This is a genomic window from Sporichthyaceae bacterium (genome assembly GCA_036493475.1).
Lineage (GTDB): Bacteria > Actinomycetota > Actinomycetes > Sporichthyales > Sporichthyaceae > DASQPJ01.
The window spans coordinates 1-17,718 of sequence record DASXPS010000074.1; the positions used below are offsets into that span (position 1 = coordinate 1).

Annotated in this window: 21 protein-coding genes; 7 read left to right on the forward strand and 14 right to left on the reverse strand. The window is 70.5% G+C overall.

Features of this window, described 5'->3' with window-relative positions; translation table 11 throughout:
• From VGJ14_08020 to VGJ14_08030, 3 genes are all read left to right on the forward strand, one after another.
• The coding region (locus tag VGJ14_08020) for an ATP-binding cassette domain-containing protein (GenBank protein HEY2832353.1) at positions 1-372 on the forward strand (372 nt) is incomplete at its 5' end.
• Positions 373-609: 237 nt separating this feature from the next.
• Positions 610-1,482 (forward strand): hypothetical protein, encoded by an 873-nt coding sequence (locus VGJ14_08025; GenBank protein HEY2832354.1) that lies wholly within the window; start codon positions 610-612, stop codon positions 1,480-1,482.
• Between the two features lie 29 nt (positions 1,483-1,511).
• Positions 1,512-2,513, forward strand: a complete 1,002-nt coding sequence (locus tag VGJ14_08030) for a hypothetical protein (protein HEY2832355.1) — start codon at positions 1,512-1,514, stop codon at positions 2,511-2,513.
• On the opposite strand, the gene VGJ14_08035 is transcribed toward VGJ14_08030, so the two are convergent.
• On the reverse strand, positions 2,470-3,231 hold the full coding sequence (locus VGJ14_08035) for an SOS response-associated peptidase (GenBank protein ID HEY2832356.1): 762 nt from the start codon (positions 3,229-3,231) through the stop codon (positions 2,470-2,472). The two genes, VGJ14_08030 and VGJ14_08035, sit on opposite strands and share 44 nt — an antisense overlap.
• Before the next feature lie 110 nt (positions 3,232-3,341).
• Between VGJ14_08035 and VGJ14_08040 the strand changes: the two genes are divergently transcribed.
• The 3 genes from VGJ14_08040 to VGJ14_08050 all read left to right on the forward strand — a co-directional run bounded on the left by VGJ14_08040 (position 3,342) and on the right by VGJ14_08050 (position 5,637).
• The gene (locus VGJ14_08040; protein HEY2832357.1) at positions 3,342-3,956 is read left to right on the forward strand and encodes a hypothetical protein; all 615 of its coding nucleotides are present in this window, start codon (positions 3,342-3,344) and stop codon (positions 3,954-3,956) included.
• Positions 3,953-4,486 (forward strand): DUF1697 domain-containing protein, encoded by a 534-nt coding sequence (locus VGJ14_08045; GenBank protein ID HEY2832358.1) that lies wholly within the window; start codon positions 3,953-3,955, stop codon positions 4,484-4,486. Before VGJ14_08040 ends, VGJ14_08045 begins: the two co-directional genes overlap by 4 nt.
• Before the next feature lie 62 nt (positions 4,487-4,548).
• Complete coding sequence (locus VGJ14_08050) at positions 4,549-5,637, forward strand: HoxN/HupN/NixA family nickel/cobalt transporter (GenBank protein ID HEY2832359.1); 1,089 nt, start codon at positions 4,549-4,551, stop codon at positions 5,635-5,637.
• 7 nt (positions 5,638-5,644) lie between these two features.
• Here the strand turns inward: VGJ14_08050 and VGJ14_08055 are convergent, their stop codons facing one another.
• The 12 genes from VGJ14_08055 to VGJ14_08110 form a co-directional block, all read right to left on the reverse strand.
• Positions 5,645-6,520 carry a L,D-transpeptidase family protein gene (locus VGJ14_08055; GenBank protein HEY2832360.1) on the reverse strand — a complete coding sequence of 292 codons (876 nt, stop codon included), beginning with the start codon at positions 6,518-6,520 and terminating at the stop codon, positions 5,645-5,647.
• A gap of 123 nt (positions 6,521-6,643) precedes the next feature.
• Positions 6,644-9,154 (reverse strand): phenylalanine--tRNA ligase subunit beta, encoded by a 2,511-nt coding sequence (gene pheT / locus VGJ14_08060; protein ID HEY2832361.1) that lies wholly within the window; start codon positions 9,152-9,154, stop codon positions 6,644-6,646.
• Positions 9,154-10,263 carry a phenylalanine--tRNA ligase subunit alpha gene (pheS, locus tag VGJ14_08065; GenBank protein ID HEY2832362.1) on the reverse strand — a complete coding sequence of 370 codons (1,110 nt, stop codon included), beginning with the start codon at positions 10,261-10,263 and terminating at the stop codon, positions 9,154-9,156. Before pheS ends, pheT begins: the two co-directional genes overlap by 1 nt.
• Before the next feature lie 335 nt (positions 10,264-10,598).
• On the reverse strand, positions 10,599-11,648 hold the full coding sequence (locus tag VGJ14_08070) for an ATP-binding protein (GenBank protein HEY2832363.1): 1,050 nt from the start codon (positions 11,646-11,648) through the stop codon (positions 10,599-10,601).
• Positions 11,649-11,853: 205 nt separating this feature from the next.
• Complete coding sequence (locus VGJ14_08075) at positions 11,854-12,675, reverse strand: RNA methyltransferase (protein HEY2832364.1); 822 nt, start codon at positions 12,673-12,675, stop codon at positions 11,854-11,856.
• 10 nt (positions 12,676-12,685) lie between these two features.
• Positions 12,686-13,075: a 50S ribosomal protein L20 gene (gene rplT / locus VGJ14_08080; GenBank protein HEY2832365.1), complete on the reverse strand. Its 390-nt coding sequence runs from the start codon at positions 13,073-13,075 to the stop codon at positions 12,686-12,688.
• Between the two features lie 76 nt (positions 13,076-13,151).
• Complete coding sequence (gene rpmI, locus VGJ14_08085) at positions 13,152-13,346, reverse strand: 50S ribosomal protein L35 (GenBank protein HEY2832366.1); 195 nt, start codon at positions 13,344-13,346, stop codon at positions 13,152-13,154.
• Between the two features lie 54 nt (positions 13,347-13,400).
• Entirely contained in the window at positions 13,401-14,228 is an 828-nt protein-coding gene (gene infC, locus VGJ14_08090) for a translation initiation factor IF-3 (GenBank protein ID HEY2832367.1), read from the reverse strand.
• Positions 14,229-14,258: 30 nt separating this feature from the next.
• On the reverse strand, positions 14,259-14,996 hold the full coding sequence (locus VGJ14_08095; protein ID HEY2832368.1) for an SseB family protein: 738 nt from the start codon (positions 14,994-14,996) through the stop codon (positions 14,259-14,261).
• 201 nt (positions 14,997-15,197) lie between these two features.
• Positions 15,198-15,665 carry a PH domain-containing protein gene (locus VGJ14_08100; GenBank protein ID HEY2832369.1) on the reverse strand — a complete coding sequence of 156 codons (468 nt, stop codon included), beginning with the start codon at positions 15,663-15,665 and terminating at the stop codon, positions 15,198-15,200.
• Positions 15,666-15,670: 5 nt separating this feature from the next.
• On the reverse strand, positions 15,671-16,516 hold the full coding sequence (hisG, locus tag VGJ14_08105) for an ATP phosphoribosyltransferase (protein HEY2832370.1): 846 nt from the start codon (positions 16,514-16,516) through the stop codon (positions 15,671-15,673).
• 17 nt (positions 16,517-16,533) lie between these two features.
• On the reverse strand, positions 16,534-16,812 hold the full coding sequence (locus tag VGJ14_08110) for a phosphoribosyl-ATP diphosphatase (GenBank protein ID HEY2832371.1): 279 nt from the start codon (positions 16,810-16,812) through the stop codon (positions 16,534-16,536).
• Between the two features lie 126 nt (positions 16,813-16,938).
• On the opposite strand from VGJ14_08110, the gene VGJ14_08115 reads away from it, so the two are divergent.
• A complete protein-coding gene (locus VGJ14_08115) occupies positions 16,939-17,172 on the forward strand; it encodes a hypothetical protein (GenBank protein ID HEY2832372.1) in 234 nt (77 codons plus the stop codon).
• Positions 17,173-17,199: 27 nt separating this feature from the next.
• Here VGJ14_08115 and ribH read toward each other — a convergent pair whose 3' ends face one another.
• The gene (ribH, locus tag VGJ14_08120) at positions 17,200-17,682 is read right to left on the reverse strand and encodes a 6,7-dimethyl-8-ribityllumazine synthase (protein ID HEY2832373.1); all 483 of its coding nucleotides are present in this window, start codon (positions 17,680-17,682) and stop codon (positions 17,200-17,202) included.
• Positions 17,683-17,718 lie beyond the last annotated feature (36 nt).

Below are 17,718 nucleotides of genomic sequence, written 5' to 3' on the forward strand. Positions count from 1 at the left end.
GCCATGCTCGGCCTGCAGGTGTTCCGGGACCGCTTCGCCGCGCAACTGTCCACCGGGTCGCGCCGCCTGGTGGAGTTCGGCTGCCTGCTCGCTCAGGAACCCGACGTGCTGCTGCTGGACGAGCCCGCAGCCGGTCTGGCCCGCGCCGAGGCGGAGATGATGGGCCCGTTGCTGCGGCGCATCCGGGAGGCCACCGGCGGCGCGCTGGTCATCGTCGAGCACGACGTCGGACTGCTGCGGCGCACCTGCGACCGCATCGTTGCGTTGGACATGGGACGGGTGATCACCCAGGGCGCGCCCGACGACGTGTTGGCCGACCCGACGGTGATCGCGACCTACCTCGGAGCGGCGGCTGAGCCCCGCGCCGGATAATCACAGCTGCGCATCCTGCGCCGGACTTCTGCGCAGATGCCCGGACATGACACGCCCGAACGTGAAACGGACTTTGGCGGGCGCCGGACAGGCGCTCATCTCTTACCCCACCCTGGTGTCGTTAACGCCGCCGGCAAGGGCGACGGCACACCAGGAGCAACCATGGCCGGACACCGATCGCAACGCGCCCCGAGGGCGCGTAGCTCGGCCTTTGTCCGACAGTTGCGGCTTCCCGGCGTGGGTACGCATGGCCGCGTCTTCGCCCTCGGCGTGGCTGCCACCGTGGCCGTCGTGTCCACCATGGTCGGACTCACCTGGGCCGGTTCGGACGGTGACCCCCGCAGCCCGGTGGTGGATGCCTCGCCGGTGCCCTCCACCGCGCCCGGCGATTGCACGTTGCTGGTGGATGGCCGGGTGCACCAGATGGACGTGGACCGAGCCCGCACGTTGACGATGATCACTGCGGTCGGCGCCCAGGTGAAAGCGGTCCCGGCGCAGGTCGCCCGCGCTTTCGACCTCGCGCTGGTCGGCCCCACGCACTACCTGCCCACGGTGACCGCCGCGCTGCAACTACTGGCCAGGGATGACACCACGGCGCCGACGGCGGCCGGGTTGGCGGAGGTCAGCGCGTTGGGCGTGCCGGGCGCGCTGTCTTGCACCTTCGCCCCGGCATCGGTGAAGGCGCAGCCGCGCACCGCCAACGGATTGACCCCGCGGGCCGACGCGGTGCGCACCAACCTCACCGACGCGTTCGGCAAGCTGACCTTCGGCGGTTTCGGCAAGGGCTCGCACCCCGAGGACGCCGCGGGCGCGGTGGGCCGCTCGCTGGATATCGCGGTGGCCGGCGACCCGGCGAGTCGGAAACTGGGCTGGACGGTGGCCAACTGGCTGGTCGCCCGCGGGTCGGCCTACGCGCTGTCCGGCATCGTCTTTGATGACCACACCTGGTCTCCGGCGACCGGCTGGACGGACATGGTCATGCCGTCGGCGCCGGTCGCGCCGGGGGTAGCCGCGGGTCCGTTGGCCGCAGCCGCCAAGGTCGCCGCGGCGAAGGCCACCGCCGCCCGCCATCTGGACCACGTGCACGTCGTGGTGGCGGCGGGTAACTGACTCCCGGGAACGCCAGCCAGAATCTGCCGGTGAGTTCGTTCCGGAATCGCGCGGTGTGCGCGGTCGTCGCGTCCGCGACACAGCTGGCCTCGCTGGCTGCGTGCGGGCCCGCGGGCTCCGATTTCCGCCAGGGGCAATTCACCGCGACCTCCGCCACCGCCGCCGCGGACCGTCCGGTGCCCGCCGCCTCCCGCTCGCAGATACGAAGCCGGGGCCCGCACCTGGTACCGCCGCCGATGAGCCGAACCACGAGTTGCCGGTTGACCCTGCCCGGCGGGGTGTGGGCGATGGACATCGTCGCCGCGCGCACGCTGACCATGCTCACCGCGGTGTCCTACCGGACCGACCGTCCGGTGGTCCGCGCCGCGTTGGCCTTCCAACACACGTTGACCTGGCAGCACCGCTACGTGCCCGGCCCGGCCGGGTCGCTGACCCTGCTCAAGCGTCGGCACAAGAACATGGTCCCGGCCACCTGGGCGGTGGACGCGGTGCTCGCGCTGTACAACCCGCACACGCTGTTCTGCGCACAGCCGTTCCGTACCGATCTGCGCCGCGAACCCATGCTCTCCAACGGGCTGACCGGGCGGGCGCAGACGTTGCTGTTCGGTTGGTGGGGCGCCTTCGGCGGGCGCCCGGTGGGCGGCTTCGACCCGCACGGCATCACCGAGGGGCACATCGAGGACTCCGCGCACTACGACGCCCGCGCGGTGGACATCTCCTTCCCGACGTCCGACCCGCAGAACAACCGACGTGGGTGGTTGCTCGCGCAGTGGTTGGTCGCACAGGCCGATTACTACTCGATCGCCACGATCATCTTCGACGACCACATCTGGAGTCGGCTGCACTCCGTCGAGGGGTGGCGGCAGTACATCCACCCCAGTGGCGACACCACGAATCCGACGCTGCGTCACCTCGACCACATCCACGTCGATGTGGTGCAGGGCTACCCGGAAGGCCCACCGTTGTCCGTGGTCGCCGAACACAACGTCAGAACAGCACCTGCGGCTCGGCCTCGGGCAATGGTTCGATGAGTTCCGGTCCGTTGTTGCGGTGGTCGTTGACCGCGGTGGACACGGGGTAGGCCTCCAAGCCCACCCCTGATCCTGCGGTGAGCAGCTCGGTGAGCGCGGCCGTTTCGGTGGTCTCCGGGTCCAACCACGCCGCATATGCATCGGCGGGCACGAACAGCGGCTGCCGGTCGTGGATGTGGCCGACCGCGTCGGTCGCCGTGGTGGTCAGCACGGTGCAGGTGCGCAGCCAGGCTGACGGGTCGTCACGGGGTGCGTCGGGATTGCGCCAGAACTCGTACAGTCCGGCCATCGCCAACGTGCCACCGCCGCGGCGACGGATGAAGAACGGTTGCTTGCGCGGCTTCGGACCGCTGTTCTCCGGGGTGTACCACTCGTAAAACCCGTCGGCGGGCAACAAACACCGCCGTTTCAGAAACGCTTCGCGGAACGCGGGCTTCTCCGCCGCGGTCTCGATACGCGCGTTGATCATCCGCGCGCCGACCTTCGGGTCCTTCGCCCAGAACGGCACCAGGCCCCACTGCAGCGTGACCAGCCGGCGGCTGGGATCGCCGTCGGGCTCCTCGCGGGGGCGACGGTTGACCACGGCGTACACGGGTTTGGTCGGGGCCACGTTCCAGTCCGGTTCCAGGCGCTCTTCGGTCGGCACGTCGACCGACGCCACGTCGAATTCGGCGACGAGGTCGTCGACCCCCCAGCTCGCGCCGTACCGCCCGCACACGTCTCCAGATTGCCACGTCGCGCGTCATACTGATGACGACCTGTTCCTGCCGCACCGGCAGCCGCCCCCCCGGGGCCGCTCACCGGGCCGCACGAGAGAAGCGAGTATCCGTGCCCGAGAAGATCCGCAGCGTCCACCTCGAGGACGTCCGCGACGACCACTTGGCCGCCCTGTCCATCAGCGCCGCGCTCACCCGGGCATACCTGCCCACCGTGCTGGACGACGAGGGTCGGGCCAAGGACCAACCCGCCGTGCTGAACGGGCAACTGTGGCCACTGCGCGCCGAGGAACACCCCACGGCCGCGATGGACGCCGACCTCGCCGCGCTCACCGAGGCCGGTGTCCTCTGCCGCTATCGGGTGGGCGAGCAGGCGTTGCTGCATGACCCGAGCTGGAAGGAACGGCAGAAGCCGTCCCGGGCGCTGGCCTCGGCGCTACCGCCCTGCCCGCTGCACGACCGCTCCTTCGACGAGGCGATCGCCGAGACGATGAGCCGGTTCACCGAGCAGGTGAACACCTTCGTGGGTGCAGCGACCAGCCGCATCGACTCCAGACGCATCGAGGATTCGGTGACCCGCCTGGTCGAGGACATCACCTACCTGATGGACCCGGAGAAGGCCGCGGCGCGGGGCCAGAAGGTGCGCAAGATCTTCGAGAAACTGTCCACCAGCGACAAGGCCGACGAGGCCGCCGGCAAACCGGATGACGAGGCCACGGCCGGGTGACCAGGTACGCGGTGCTGCTGCGCGGGGTCAACGTCGGCGGGCACGGCAAGCTCCCCATGGCGGATTTCCGCGCCGCGATCGAAGCCGCCGGATTTACCGACGTGGCCACCTATCTGAACAGCGGCAACGCCACGCTGACGGCACCCGGCCGGACCGCCCCGACCACGGTGGCCGCGCGCATCGCCGGGGAGTTGGAGCGGGTGACCGGCCGCCCCGTGGGGCTGCTGGTGCGCAGCCATAGACAGTTGTCAGCGGTAGTCGCAGCCACCCCGTATCCGGTGGACAAGCCCGCGTGGCTGCACGTGCTGTTCTGCGACCCGGACCCGGTCCGCGGGTGCGCGGTGCCCGCGGAGAAACTGGGCCCGGACTCCTTCGCGCTCGGCCCCGGCTGCGCCTATCTGCGGTTCGTCAACTCCCCCGGCCGCAGCCGGCTGGCCGAACTGGTCACCAGGGCCGCCCTGCCCGCCGGCGGCTTGGCCACCGCGCGCAACTGGAACACGCTGCTTGCCCTCGTCGAGCGCACTGCCTGAGGTTGCTTATTGCAACATATTTGCGAGAGCGGATGTTGCGCAGATAGGTTTGCATGGTGCACATGGCCGCCCGCTCCCCGCGCCTCACCCGGGGCGAGTGGAATGCCGTGGGGGGCATGACCTCGTTCGTGCTGCTGCTGCACGTGCTCGGTTGGGGCGGCCTGCTGCTGCTCGTGGTCCCCCACCACTACGAACTCGGCTCCACCGGCGTGTACGGCGTGGGCCTCGGCGTCACCGCCTACACCCTGGGCATGCGCCACGCCTTCGACGCCGATCACATCGCGGCCATCGACAACACCACCCGAAAACTTCTGGCGGACGGCGGGAAACGGCCGGTATCGGTGGGTTTCTGGTTCTCCCTGGGGCACTCATCGGTGGTGCTGAGCCTGTGCCTGCTGCTGTCCTTCGGGGTGCGCTCATTGGCCGGGCAGGTCTCCGAGGGCGACTCCACGCTGCAACATGTCACCGGCGTGACCGGCACCGCGGTGTCCGGGGTGTTCCTCTACGCGATCGCGATCGTCAACCTCATGGTGCTGCTGGGCATCCTGCGGGTGTTCCGGGACATGCGCCGCGGGGTCCACGACGAGGCGGCGCTGGAGGCACGCCTGAACGAGCGCGGGTTCCTGAACCGCTTCCTGGGCGGGGTCACCCGTTCGGTGCGCAAGCCCTGGCAGATGTACCCCATCGGGTTCCTGTTCGGCCTGGGCTTCGACACGGCCACCGAGATCAGCCTGCTGGTGCTGGCCGGTGGTGCGGCGGCGTTCGCGCTGCCCTGGTACGCGATCGGAGTGTTGCCGATCCTGTTCGCGGCGGGCATGAGCCTGCTGGACAGCATCGACGGCTGCTTCATGAACTTCGCCTACGGCTGGGCATTCTCCCGGCCGGTGCGCAAGGTCTACTACAACCTGATGGTGACCGGGTTGTCGGTGGCGGTGGCGCTGGTCATCGGCACCATCGAGCTGCTGTCCATCCTCACCGACCGGCTGGACATCACCTCGGGTCCGCTGGTCTCGGTCGCCAACGTGGACCTGAACCATGTCGGCTACGCCATCGTCGCGCTGTTCGTGCTGACCTGGGCGGTGGCCTGGGCGATCTGGCGGCTGGGACGCATCGAGGAACGCTGGACCGCCCGTCCGGAAACCGCCGCCTGACGGTGCGTCAGATATTATTCAGCACCCGCGGGTCGTCCTGCGGACGCAACCACTGCAGCACCCACTTCATCTGCGACGGTTCGCCGATCTGGGTGCAGCCGATGGTCGGGATCCACCGGCCGTGCGGCCACGAGGTGTGGTAGAAAATCCCGCTGCCCAGCCCGGGCACCGGCTTGGGACCCTGGCCGGGGACCAGTCGGGGGTTGTTGTAGCCCACCCAGAACCCGTACTGCATCGACGGTCGGGTGCCGTTGGAACCGTTGTCCAACCAGGTGTTGTAGAACTTGCCGTGCTCGGAACTCACGTAGGAGCCGGGTAGCCGACGCCGCCACGGCATCGCACCGGGTGGCTTCGGGGTGGCGGAGAAGGTCACGGCGATGCTGTAGATCCCCGACGGCGTGCGCCCGTCGTCCTCTCGGCGCTTGCCGACCGGGGCGAACCCGCGCGGGCCGACGGTGGACCGGAACACCGCCTCACCGTCGCGGCCGGGACCCTTCGCCAGCCGCCACCGGCCGTCCACCTTCTCCCAGGCCTCGGTCTTGGTGCAGTAGACCTGCCGGCACCACAGGTGGGTCGACGTCGTTCGGATCACCTGGGTGGTGCTCCGGGGCAGATCGCGCGCCCAGGACGGCTCGCCGGGGTAATGCCCGCTCGCCCGCTCGGGCTTGGTGTTCTGCCCACCCAGCAGCGGTAGCGGCAACGGCAACGGCCAGCCGTTCAGCGACGCAGCAGTGGGTGCGGCCGAGGAGGTGCCACCGAACGTACCGAGCAGCAGCGCCGCGACCACCGCGATCGAAGCGATCGCCCCGGTGGCGCCGGCGCAGCGGGCGCGCCAGGACAACCGCCGTCTCGGCCCCGGTACTGGTGCGTGCTCCTCGCTCATCCCACGGTGACGATGGACGCCGTGTGGGCGGCGTACAAGGACGCGCGGCGGGGTCAGGGACAACGTTTTGCCGCCGGCTGACGGCAATTCACGCACATGGGGCAAAGTGATGCGCCATCGACCTCACGTGCCGCGCAGCACCGCCCCGGTCGCGGCACCCGCCGCGGCCACCGCCGCGTCCCGCGCCGTGGTCGCTTCCTCGACGGTCAACGTCCGGTCCCCAGCGCGGAAGCGCAGCGCGTACGCCAACGACTTCTTGCCCGTCCCGACCTGCTCGCCGGTGAAGACATCGAACAATCGGATCGCCTCGAGCAACTCGCCGGCCCCGGCCCGTAGCGCTGCCTCCACGTCGGCCGCGGCTACCCCGACGTCCACGATCAACGCAACGTCCTGGTTGGCGGGCGGGAAGCCGGACAGCGCGGTCCCGGCGATGGTGGTTCTCCCGTGGGCGATCAGCACGTCGAGGTCCAACTCCAGCACGCAGGTGCGCGGCGGCAGACCCAATGCACTGACCACCCGCGGATGTAGTTCGCCGGCATGCCCGACCTTGACGTCCTCGACGGTGAGCAGCGCGCAGCGGCCGGGGTGCCAGGGCGCGTGCACGTCGGCGCGCACGGTCAGCTCGGTGCCCGCCGCGCGGGCGGCCACCCGGGCGGCGTCCACCGCGTCCGCCCAGTCCGCGGGCCGGCCCGGACCCCACCAACCGGCCGCCTCCCGATGGCCGGCCAACGCCACCGCCAACCGACGCGGTTGCCCGGGCAGCGCCGCCCGGGTGGCGGCCAACTCAGCGGCGGTGGCCCGACGGTCCAGCGGCGGCCGCGGCGCGGGCGGGGCGTCCGGTCGCGGCCGGAACACCCGGCCGATCTCGAACAGCGCGACGTCGGTACTGCCCCGGCCGACATTGCGGCGCAGCGCGGCGAGCAGGCCGGGTAGCAACGTGGTGCGCAGCAGCGGCTCGGTCTCCGAGATCGGGTTGGCCAGGCGCAGGGCACGGCGACGCGGATCATCGGCGTCCAGACTCAACCCGTCGAAGTCCTTCTCGCCCAGGAATGGGTAACTGAGCACCTCGACGAACCCGGCACCGGCCATCGCCCGGGCCACGCTGCGCCGACGCAGCTGAGCGCGGGTCAGCCCGCGGCCGGCCGGGGCGGCGGGCAACACCGCCGGAATCGAGTCGTAGCCCTCCAGCCGGATGACCTCCTCCGCCACGTCGGCCGGGTCGGTCAGGTCGGGCCGCCACGACGGCGCCGTGACGCAGAGCGTCGTACCGTCCAACGAACAGGCCGCACCGACCTGCGCCAACCGACGCTGCACGGTCGCGGCGTCCATCGCCCGGCCGGCCAGTCGGCCGGGATAGTCGACGTCGAGGGTGATGGCGACCGGCCCGGGCAGCGTGCTCTCGTCGGTGCCGGCATCCTCGATCGCGCCCCCGGCCAACTCGGCCAGCAGGCCCGCGATGCGGGCCGCGGCGAGAGGCGGCAGCATCGGATCCACGCCGCGCTCGAAACGCCGGGAGGCCTCACTGCCGAGCTTGTGCCGACGGGCTGCGCGGGCGATCGTCACCGGGTCGAAGTGCGCAGCTTCGATCACCACGTCGATGGTGCCCTCGCCGATCTCGGTGCTCGCCCCACCCATGACGCCGGCCAGGCCGATCGGGCCGGAGTCGTCAACGATCAACAGGTCGCCGGGATCGAGGTCGCGCACCGCGCCGTCCAGGGTTTCCAGCTTCTCCCCCGAAGCCGCCCGGCGGACCCCGATCGCGCCGCGCAGCTTGGCCCGGTCGTAGGCGTGCGTGGGCTGGCCCAGTTCGAGCATCACGTAGTTGGTGACGTCGACGGCGAGTGAGATCGACCGCATGCCGCAGGCCTGCACCCGGCGGCGCAGCCAATCCGGTGACGGGGCGGCAGGATCCAGCCCGGTGACCACCCGGGCGACGAACCGGTCGCAGCCGCTCGGGTCGTCGATGCGCACCGGATAGCCCGCCGCGGTCGGCGCGGGAACCGGGGCGGCCGGGTCGAGGAACGGCACGTCGAAGGCGATCGCCACCTCGCGGGCCACGCCGCGGATGGACAGTGCGTAGCCGCGGTCCGGGGTGACCGCGATGTCCAGCACCTCGTCGCCCATGCCGAGCACGGCACGGGCGTCCGCGCCGATCGGCGTGCTCGGCGGCAGCACGATGATGCCCGCGGAGTCGCCCTCCCCGATGCCGAGTTCGCGCTCCGAACAGATCATCCCGTCGGAAATGTGCCCGTAGGTCTTGCGTGCGGCGATAGCGAACCCACCCGGCAACACAGCACCGGGCAGCGCCACCACGACCAGGTCACCGACCGCGAAATTCCGTGCTCCACAGACAATCCCGCGGGAGCCGGTGCCCTCGCCATTGGTCTCGTTGTGCTCCGGGCCGACGTCCACCCGGCAGTACCGGATGTCCTTCTTCAACTTTTCGGACTCGCGCAGTTCCTCGATGGCCAACACGCGGCCGACCACCAACGGACCGGTGACCTCCCCGCCGAGGGAGTGCACGGTCTCCACCTCCAGGCCCGCTGCGACGACCTTCTCGGCGACCTGACGACCCGTCACGTCGACGGGCAGCTCCGGCACGAACTCGCGGATCCAGGAGATCGGCGCGCGCATCAGACCTCCACCCCGAACGGCAGGGTGAACCGGATGTCGCCCTCCACCATGTCCCGCATGTCCTCCACCCCGTGGCGGAACATCAGCGTGCGTTCAATGCCCATGCCGAATGCGAAGCCGGTGTAGACCTCGGGGTCCACCCCGCAGGCGATCAGCACCCGCGGGTTGACCATGCCGCAGCCACCCCATTCGATCCAGCCCTCGGAGCGGCAGGTCCGGCACGGTGCGTCGGGGTTGCCCACCGAGGCGCCGCGGCAGACGAAGCACTGCAGGTCGAACTCGGCGGACGGTTCGGTGAACGGGAAGTACGACGGCCGCCACCGGGTGCTGATGCCCGCGCCGAACAGCGTTGAGGCCAGGTGGTCCAGGGTCCCCCTCAGGTTGGCCATGGTGATGCCCTGGTCCACCGCCAGGCCCTCGATCTGGTGGAAGACCGGGGTGTGCGTGGCGTCGAGTTCGTCGGTGCGGAACACCCGGCCGGGGTGCACCACGTAGACCGGCAGGTCGCGTTCCATCAGCGCGCGGATCTGGGTCGGCGAGGTGTGCGTGCGCAGCACCAGCCCGTTCTCCGGCGGGTCGACGAAGAAGGTGTCCATCATGCTGCGCGCCGGGTGGTCGGGTGCGATGTTGAGGGCGTCGAAGTTGAACCACTCGGTCTCCACCTCGGGGCCCTCGGCGATCTCGTAACCCATCGCGACGAAGATGTCGGCGAGCAGTTCCGCGGTCGTGCTCAGCGGATGCCTGGCGCCGATCGGGGCGCGGGCAGTGGGCAGCGTGACGTCGACGGCCTCGGTGACCAGCACCTCGCTGTCCCGTTCGGCCTCCAGTTCGCTGGTGCGTGCGGCCAGCGCGTCGGCGACGTCCTTGCGCGCCGCGCCCACCCGCTTGCCGGCGTCTGCCTTCGCCGCCGGCGGCAGCGCGCCGATCTCCCGGTTGGCCAGCGCCAATGGGGACCGATCCCCCGCCACATCGAGCCGGACCTGCTTGAGCGCGGTCAAGTCGCCGGCCGCGGCGATCGCGCCCAGCGCCTCGTCGCGCATACGGGCGATCGCGTCCGGATGCAGCGGCCCGACCTCGACCGGGTCGTAGGAGGAATTCGGAGCGGACACCCGCCGAATCCTACGGGCGATTGAAGCGAGTCGGAGCGCCTGCTCGGGAGGAGCGAACGCCCGCCGACGAAGGCGAACGGAACGAGAGTGCGAGGAACGAGCATTCTCGTTCCGTAGAGCCGAAGGAGGCGGGCACAAGCCGCGAGGAACGAGCGGCTGTTCGCTTCCGAGCCGATTGAAGCCCGTTGACCGAGGCGGCCGAGGAACGAGGCTGCCTCGGAAACACGGGCCCGCCGCGTTCGGCCGGCCCGTTGACCGAGGCGACCGAGGCGGCCGAGGAACGAGGCTGCCTCGGAAACACGGGCCCGCCGCGTTCGGCCCCTGCCGTTTTCCCCTCAGGCGGCGGCGGGCAGCGTGAACCTGAAGGCGGCGCCACCGCCCGCGGCACGACCGACGCCGATGGTGCCGCCGTGCGCCTCCACGATGCCCTTCGCGATGTACAGGCCCAGGCCGGTCCCGCCGCGGCGCGAATCGCGCCAGAAGCGGGTGAAGATCTGCGGGACCAACTCGGGGGGCACCCCGGCGCCCTGATCGCTCACCGTGATCGCCGCGCCCTCGGCGCCCGCCTCCAGTCGAACGGTGATCATCCCGTCACCATGCCGCTGGGCGTTCTCCAGCAGGTTGGCCAGCACCTGATCGACCTTGTCCGCGTCCACGCTCTGCTCGATCGATTCACCGGCGATTTCGATGCGGAACCGGTCCGGTGCCACCCCGGAGGCCACCCATCGGGCCACCTGGCCGTGGATGGTGGCCAGCAGATCGACGGGCCGGCGCTGCAGCTCCAGCCGGCCGGAATCGATGCGGGCAATGTCCAGCAGTTCGGCGATCAGCCGGGCCAGCCGGTCGGCGTCAGCGTCAACGCCCTCCACCAGCTCGCGCCGTTGTGCGTCGGTGAACCGGTCCCAGCGGGTCAGCAGAGTGCTGGTGAAGCCCTTCACGCCGGTCAGCGGGCTGCGCAGTTCGTGCGCGACGGTGGCCACCAACTCCGCGCGGGTGCGGTCCCAGCGCTCCCGGGATGCCGCGGTACGCAACGTGACCACCACCCGGTGCACCCGGCCCAGCCGCTGTTCGCGCACATAGGACGCGGACACCAACAGCTCGCGGCCGGGGCTCAACGCCAGCGCCCGCTCCGGGTGACCGGTGCGAATCGCCAGCCCGCCGTACGGGTCGGCCACCGCCCACCAGTCCCGGCCCAGACGGTCGGTCAACGGCAGCACATGCGGCAGGTCCTTGCCGATCAGCTCGTCGGCGGGCAACCCGAGCAACTGCTGAGCGCGGCGGTTGACCAGCACCACCCGGCCGGAATCGTCGGCGACGACCAGCCCATCGGGCAGTTCGTCGTAGGCGATTCGACCGTCGATCTCGTCACCGCAGGGTTGCCGCACTGTGGCAGCATCGCGCAACCCGCGGCGATCATGAGTGGGGTTTGCGTTTTCGCGACTTAACAGTTCTCACAGCTGAGCAGAACTCGCATCCGATTCCGCTTCCACCATGCGAAACGCACGCCACGCGCATCTTTGGGTCGTGACGCAACGTATGAAGAATCCACAAAGGGTTGCTGAGCGACCCGAAGTCGCGCGTGTCAGACATTCACGATCCGCGCCGCTGCGCCCGGGCCGACGCGTAAAGACACACCGCGGCGGCGGTGGCCAGATTCAGGCTCTCCGCCCCGCCGTAAATCGGTACCCGCACCACCTCGTCGGCCAGCGCGGCGATCTCGGCGGGCAGCCCCCAGGCCTCGTTGCCGAACATCCACACGGTGTCCGCGGCCAGCGCCCCGCAATCCTCCAACTCGTCGAGCCGCATCGCGCCGGCACCGTCCGCGGCGAGCACCCGCAACCCGGCCGCGCGCAGTGCCGCCACGGCTTCGGCGATGTCGACGTCCACCGCCAAGGGCAGGTGGAACAGGCTGCCCGCGCTGGCCCGCACGCACTTGCTGTTGTAGACGTCCACCGAGGCGCGGCTGAGCACGACCGCGTCGGCACCCGCCGCATCCGCGGTGCGGATCACCGTGCCCGCGTTGCCCGGGTCACGGGCCCGGGCCAACAGCACGGCCAGCCGGGGCCGGGCGGTCAGTACGGCGTCCAACCCGACGTCGAGGAACTCGCACACCGCGACCAGCCCCTGCGGGGTCACCGTCTGTGCCAACGTGCCCATGACCTGCCCGGACACGTAGTGCACGACTACGCCTGCCGCGACGGCAGCCGCCGGCAACTCCGAGTGCCGGTCGGCCGCCTCCGCGGTGACGAACAGCGCGCTGACCGTGCCGGTCCGGGCCAATGCCTCCCGCACCGCCTGCGGTCCCTCGGCGAGGAACCGCTTGTCGGCGGTGCGGAACGAGCGTTTGGTGAGCCGGTTGGCGGCGGCCACCGGGGCCGCGCGCAGTGAGGTCAGCTCATCGGGTCGGGACACCGACCGTGGGTCAGGCGGCCGGCGCGGCCGGGGCGTTGACGTCCGCGGGCAGCGCCTGCTTGGCCACCTCGACCAGCGCGGTGAAGGCCGCCGCGTCGTTGACCGCGAGCTCGGCGAGCATGCGCCGGTCTACCTCCACGCCGGCCAACTGCAAACCCTGGATGAACCGGTTGTAGGTCAGGCCGTTCTGCCGGGCGGCGGCGTTGATCCGCTGAATCCACAGCCGACGGAAGTCGCCCTTGCGCTTCTTGCGGTCGCGGTAGGCGTAGGTCAGCGAATGAGTGACCTGCTCCTTGGCCTTGCGGTAGAGCCGGGAGCGCTGGCCGCGGTAACCGCTGGCCTGCTCAAGAACCTCACGACGCTTCTTCTGCGCGTTCACTGCGCGCTTGACGCGTGCCACGTTGACTGACTCCTCAGTGCGCGCCGCCCGGTCGACCGGCGGCGGATCTCAATCGGGGAATGGGCCGAGCCGGCGGTTACTTGCGCAGCAACTTCTTGATGCGCGATGTGTCACTCGGAGCCATCTCGACGTCATTTGCCAGTCGACGGGTGCGACGGGAGGACTTGTGCTCGAGCAGATGCCGGGCGTTGGCCCGCTCCCGCATCACCTTGCCGGAGCCGGTGATTCGAAAGCGCTTGCTGGCGCCGCTGTGCGTCTTGACCTTCGGCATGGTCCCGGTGTCTCCTCGATCGAATTCGTGCTGCGGGCAACTACTCCGTGCGGGTCAGCCCTCGGGCGCGGGCTCGGTGGGAGGCGCCTCGAATGGCTCTTCCTGGTCGACCTCGGCGGCGTCACGGTCCCTACGGCCGCGTGCCTCTCGAGCCTCGGCCATGGCCTCGGCCTTCTTCTTGGTGGGGGCCAACACCATGAGCATGTTGCGGCCCTCCTGACGCGGTTCGTACTCGACCACGCCCAGCTCCGCAACGTCGTCCGCCAACCGCTTGAGCAGTCGGAAGCCGAGTTCGGGTCGGGACTGCTCCCGACCGCGGAACATGATCGTGATCTTGACCTTGTCACCGGCCTTGAGGAACCGGACGACGTGGCCCTTCTTCGTCTCGTAATCGTGCGGGTCGATCTTCGGACGCAGCTTCATCTCCTTGATGACCGTCTGCGCCTGGTTGCGTCGCGCTTCGCGCGCCTTCATCGCGGACTCGTACTTGAACTTCCCGTAGTCCATGAGCTTCGCGACGGGAGGACGTGCGGTGGCGGCCACCTCTACCAAATCCAGGTCGGACTCGCGGGCCAGCTCCAACGCCTTGGCGATCGGCACGATGCCGACCTGTTCGCCGTTGGGCCCGACAAGACGAACCTCGGGTACGCGGATCCGGTCGTTGATGCGCGGTTCTGTGGTGATGGGGCCTCCTCCATAAGGCTGCTGTGGTCGACCCCGAGAACCGAAAAGGCCCCCGCGGGAACGCAGAGGCCGACGACCGGGTCCCGATGTGCGGTACGCACACCGACGGTGAGGCCGTGGGCCCCACCAGGACCTGGAACCCGACGGCCCGGAGGTCGATGCGGGTGGGAGTCGGAACTCCACTTCACGCCCCGCCACACAGGTGCCGGGAAGGTCACCGTCAGCCTATCAGCTGCCGGGATCGGCCCCGCGATCCAGCAGCACCAGCCCGCCGGGCAGCCGACCACCGGCGGGCAGCACCGCCAGGTCCAACCCACGCTCCAAGCGGTCGCGCAGCACCGGGTGCTCGGCCAGCGTCGCGCCCAGTCGGCGGGCGATCCGCTCGCCGTCCACCCCCGCGCCGAGCACCAGCGCGAGGATCGCGTCGGTCTCCCCGCCGGGCAGCAGCACCGCGGCGGTTACTTCGCTGACCGGGGCCAGCGCCGCGGCCAACGCCGCCTGCACCTCCGGATCCCGGCCGGGCGGCACCGGCACCCGGCCCTCGGCCAGCGCGCGCAGAGCGCGCCCCTCCACGGGAAAGGTGACCGGGCCCGCCGGGTCGAGTACCAGCAGGTCGGCGTTCTCGAACAGCGCGGCCTGCGCCGCACGTACCGCGGTGATCGGCAGCGGACGGGCCGGAGCATGCCAGGCGGCCAGCGACGCCAGCGAGCCGAAGGCCGGTAACGCGGTGCGCCCGTCCTCCCCGCGCAGGGTGATCACCGCTATATCCGTCGACTTCTCTCCCCCGGCCTCGTCCGGCTCGGCGGCGATCGCCACCACCGGCACCAGCACCCGGGCGTCGAGCAGCGCGGCGCGCAGCGGACCCGCGTCCTCGGTCGCCGCCCAGGCCTCCAGGGCGGCGCGCAACGCGGGGTCGGCATCGCCGGTGTCGTCCCCGAACCCGGGATCGCTCAGCACCCGCTCCATGCGCGGCAGGCTAGGTGCCCGGGCATGGCCCCGGCGCGCGCGGGGTACCGATCACCCATGAGCAGGACAAAGTCCGGCGACCCACAGCCGCCCATCCCGGTACCGCCGTCCCCGGTGCCGCAGCCCGGTCGGCCCGAACCCACACCGCCCACCCCCGACCCCGGGCGGCCGGCCCCCGGACCGGACCCGCCGCCGCCGCCACTACCGGTCTGAGCCGCTGCCCGCAGGCAGATCCGGCGTCAGTGTGCGTACCAGGCGGGCCAGTTCCCGCGCGGATTCCACCGCCGCCGCCCCGTCGGAGGCCTGAATGCCCATCGCCGCGATTGTTTCCCCGTCGCTCAGGTCGAGGTAGGTCCAGGGGTCGCCCGGCCGCAACCGCACCGCGAGCACTTCTCCCCAGGCCAGGGTGCGGCGGCGGAACAGATTCACCACCAGCAGGCCGTCGGACTGCGCGACCACTTTCACCGAGGCGTGCTTGTGCAGGAACCAGGAGATCCCGACCGCGAAGGCGAACACCCCGATGCGATCGCCGACGCTGAACACGAACGCCCCCTCATGCGGCAACAGCAAGGCGATCACCGCAGTGATCACCAGCAACACCGCGGAGATCGTGTAGCAGACGATCCGGCCGCGGCGTGGCCGCCAGGTGTGGGGCAGCGCTGCGGCCATCGGGGTCAAAGCCGACAGGCGTGGATGTCGGTGACCAGGATCGCCCGCGCCCCGACCTCCCACAGCGCGTCCATGATCCGCTGCGCGTCGGTGCGCGGCACCATCGCGCGCACCGCCATCCAGTCGGTGTCCCGCAGTGGGGCCACGGTGGGCGATTCGATCCCGGGGGTGAGCGCGACCGCCGCGTCCAGTCGGTTCACCGGCACGTCGTAATCCATCATCACGTAGCGGCGGGCCACCAGCACGCCTTGCAGGCGACGCAGCAATTGGTCCACGGCGGCCTCGTCACCCGCGCCGACCCGGCGCACCAGCACCGCCTCGGAGCGCAGGATCGGCCGGCCGATGATTTCCAGCCCGGCCTGGCGCAACGTGGTCCCGGTTTCCACCACGTCGGCGATGACGTCGGCCACGCCGAGTTGGATGGAGATCTCCACCGCGCCGTCCAGTCGGATCACCTCGGCGCTGACCCCGTGCTCGGCCAGGTGCTTGGCGACCAGACCCGGGAAAGAGGTGGCCACCCGCAGGCCGGCGAAGTCCTTCACGTCGCTGCCCACGCCGGGCAGGGCCGCGTAGCGGAAGGTTGATGCCGCGAAGCCCAGCGCCAGCATTTCCTCGGCGGCGGCACCGGAATCCAGCAGCAGGTCCCGCCCGGTGATGCCGATGTCCAACCGGCCGGAGCCGACGTAGATCGCGATATCGCGGGGACGCAGGAAGAAGAACTCGACCCCGTTGTCCGGGTCGGCCAACACCAGTTCCCGGCCGTCGGTGCGTTGGCGGTAGCCCGCCTCCTTGAGCATGGCGGCAGCAGGCTCGGCCAGCGAACCCTTGTTCGGCACCGCAATGCGCAGCATCTATCCCCCTGTACGTCTCATAGATGAGCGTATACGTCGTCCAGGGTCAGACCGGTTGCCAACATCAGCACCTGCAGGTGGTAGAGCAGCTGCGAGATCTCCTCCGCGGTCTTGTCCGCGCCCTCATACTCCGCGGCCATCCAGACCTCGGCGGCCTCCTCGATCACCTTCTTGCCGATGCTGTGCACCCCGGCCTGCAGCGCGCGCACCGTGCCCGACCCGGGTTCCCCGGCTGCGGCTTTCGCGGTGAGCTCAACAAACAGCTCGTCGAACGTCTTCACGGCGCGCTTCCTCACAGCTGGCCTCGGACGGATATGAGCCGAACGGAGGAGTCGAATCCGGCCCGACCGGATGATCCCACCCGCCCCGCTTGCGCCCACCATGAACCCACAGACAACACACGGCGCACGACGGGGGACAGCATGGCAGTTCGTCGCGGTCAGAAGCAGGACGAGAAGCTGCCGGTGCAGGCCGGGCCCAAGGAGGCCGCTGCGCCCGCCGCCGAGCAGGCCGGACCGGCCGTGCCCGCTCAGCCGAAGGTAGAGAACGTTCAGGACCAGATCCGTCGGTTGGCGACGCTGCGTCAGCTCGGCGTGCTGGACAACCAGGAGTTCGAGGACCTCACCGCGCTGCTGCTCGACCTGCCGCGCGCGTAACACTCGGGGGGACGGCCCCGGCCACAATCACAGGGTTGTGGCCGGGTGCTCCCGCAATGACAGCGCAGTGAGCACCGCCGCCTGCGCGGCCTCGTAGCCCTTGTCCTCCTTGGATCCGGGCAATCCGCTGCGGTCCATCGCCTGGGCGTCGGTGTCGCAGGTCAATACCCCGAACCCGACCGGGATCCCGGTGTTCACGCACACCTGCGTGAGGCCGAGCGTCGCGGCCTGACAGACGTACTCGAAGTGCGGGGTACCGCCGCGCACCACCACGCCGAGTGCCACCACCGCGTCGTGCGTGCCGGCCAGCCGACGCGCGGCGACCACCAATTCGAACGTACCGGGCACCCGGATCTCCGTGTACTCGGTGATCTGAGCCTCCGTCAGCGCGCGCCGCGCCCCGGACAGCAGCCCGCCCATCACCTGCGCGTGCCACTGCGCCGCGACCACCGCGACCCGCAACCCGCTCGCGTCCGGCATCCTCAGCGTGGGCAAACCGGCCCCGCTCATGCCCATGCCTCGCTGCGCTCGGACCGTTCGCTGCGC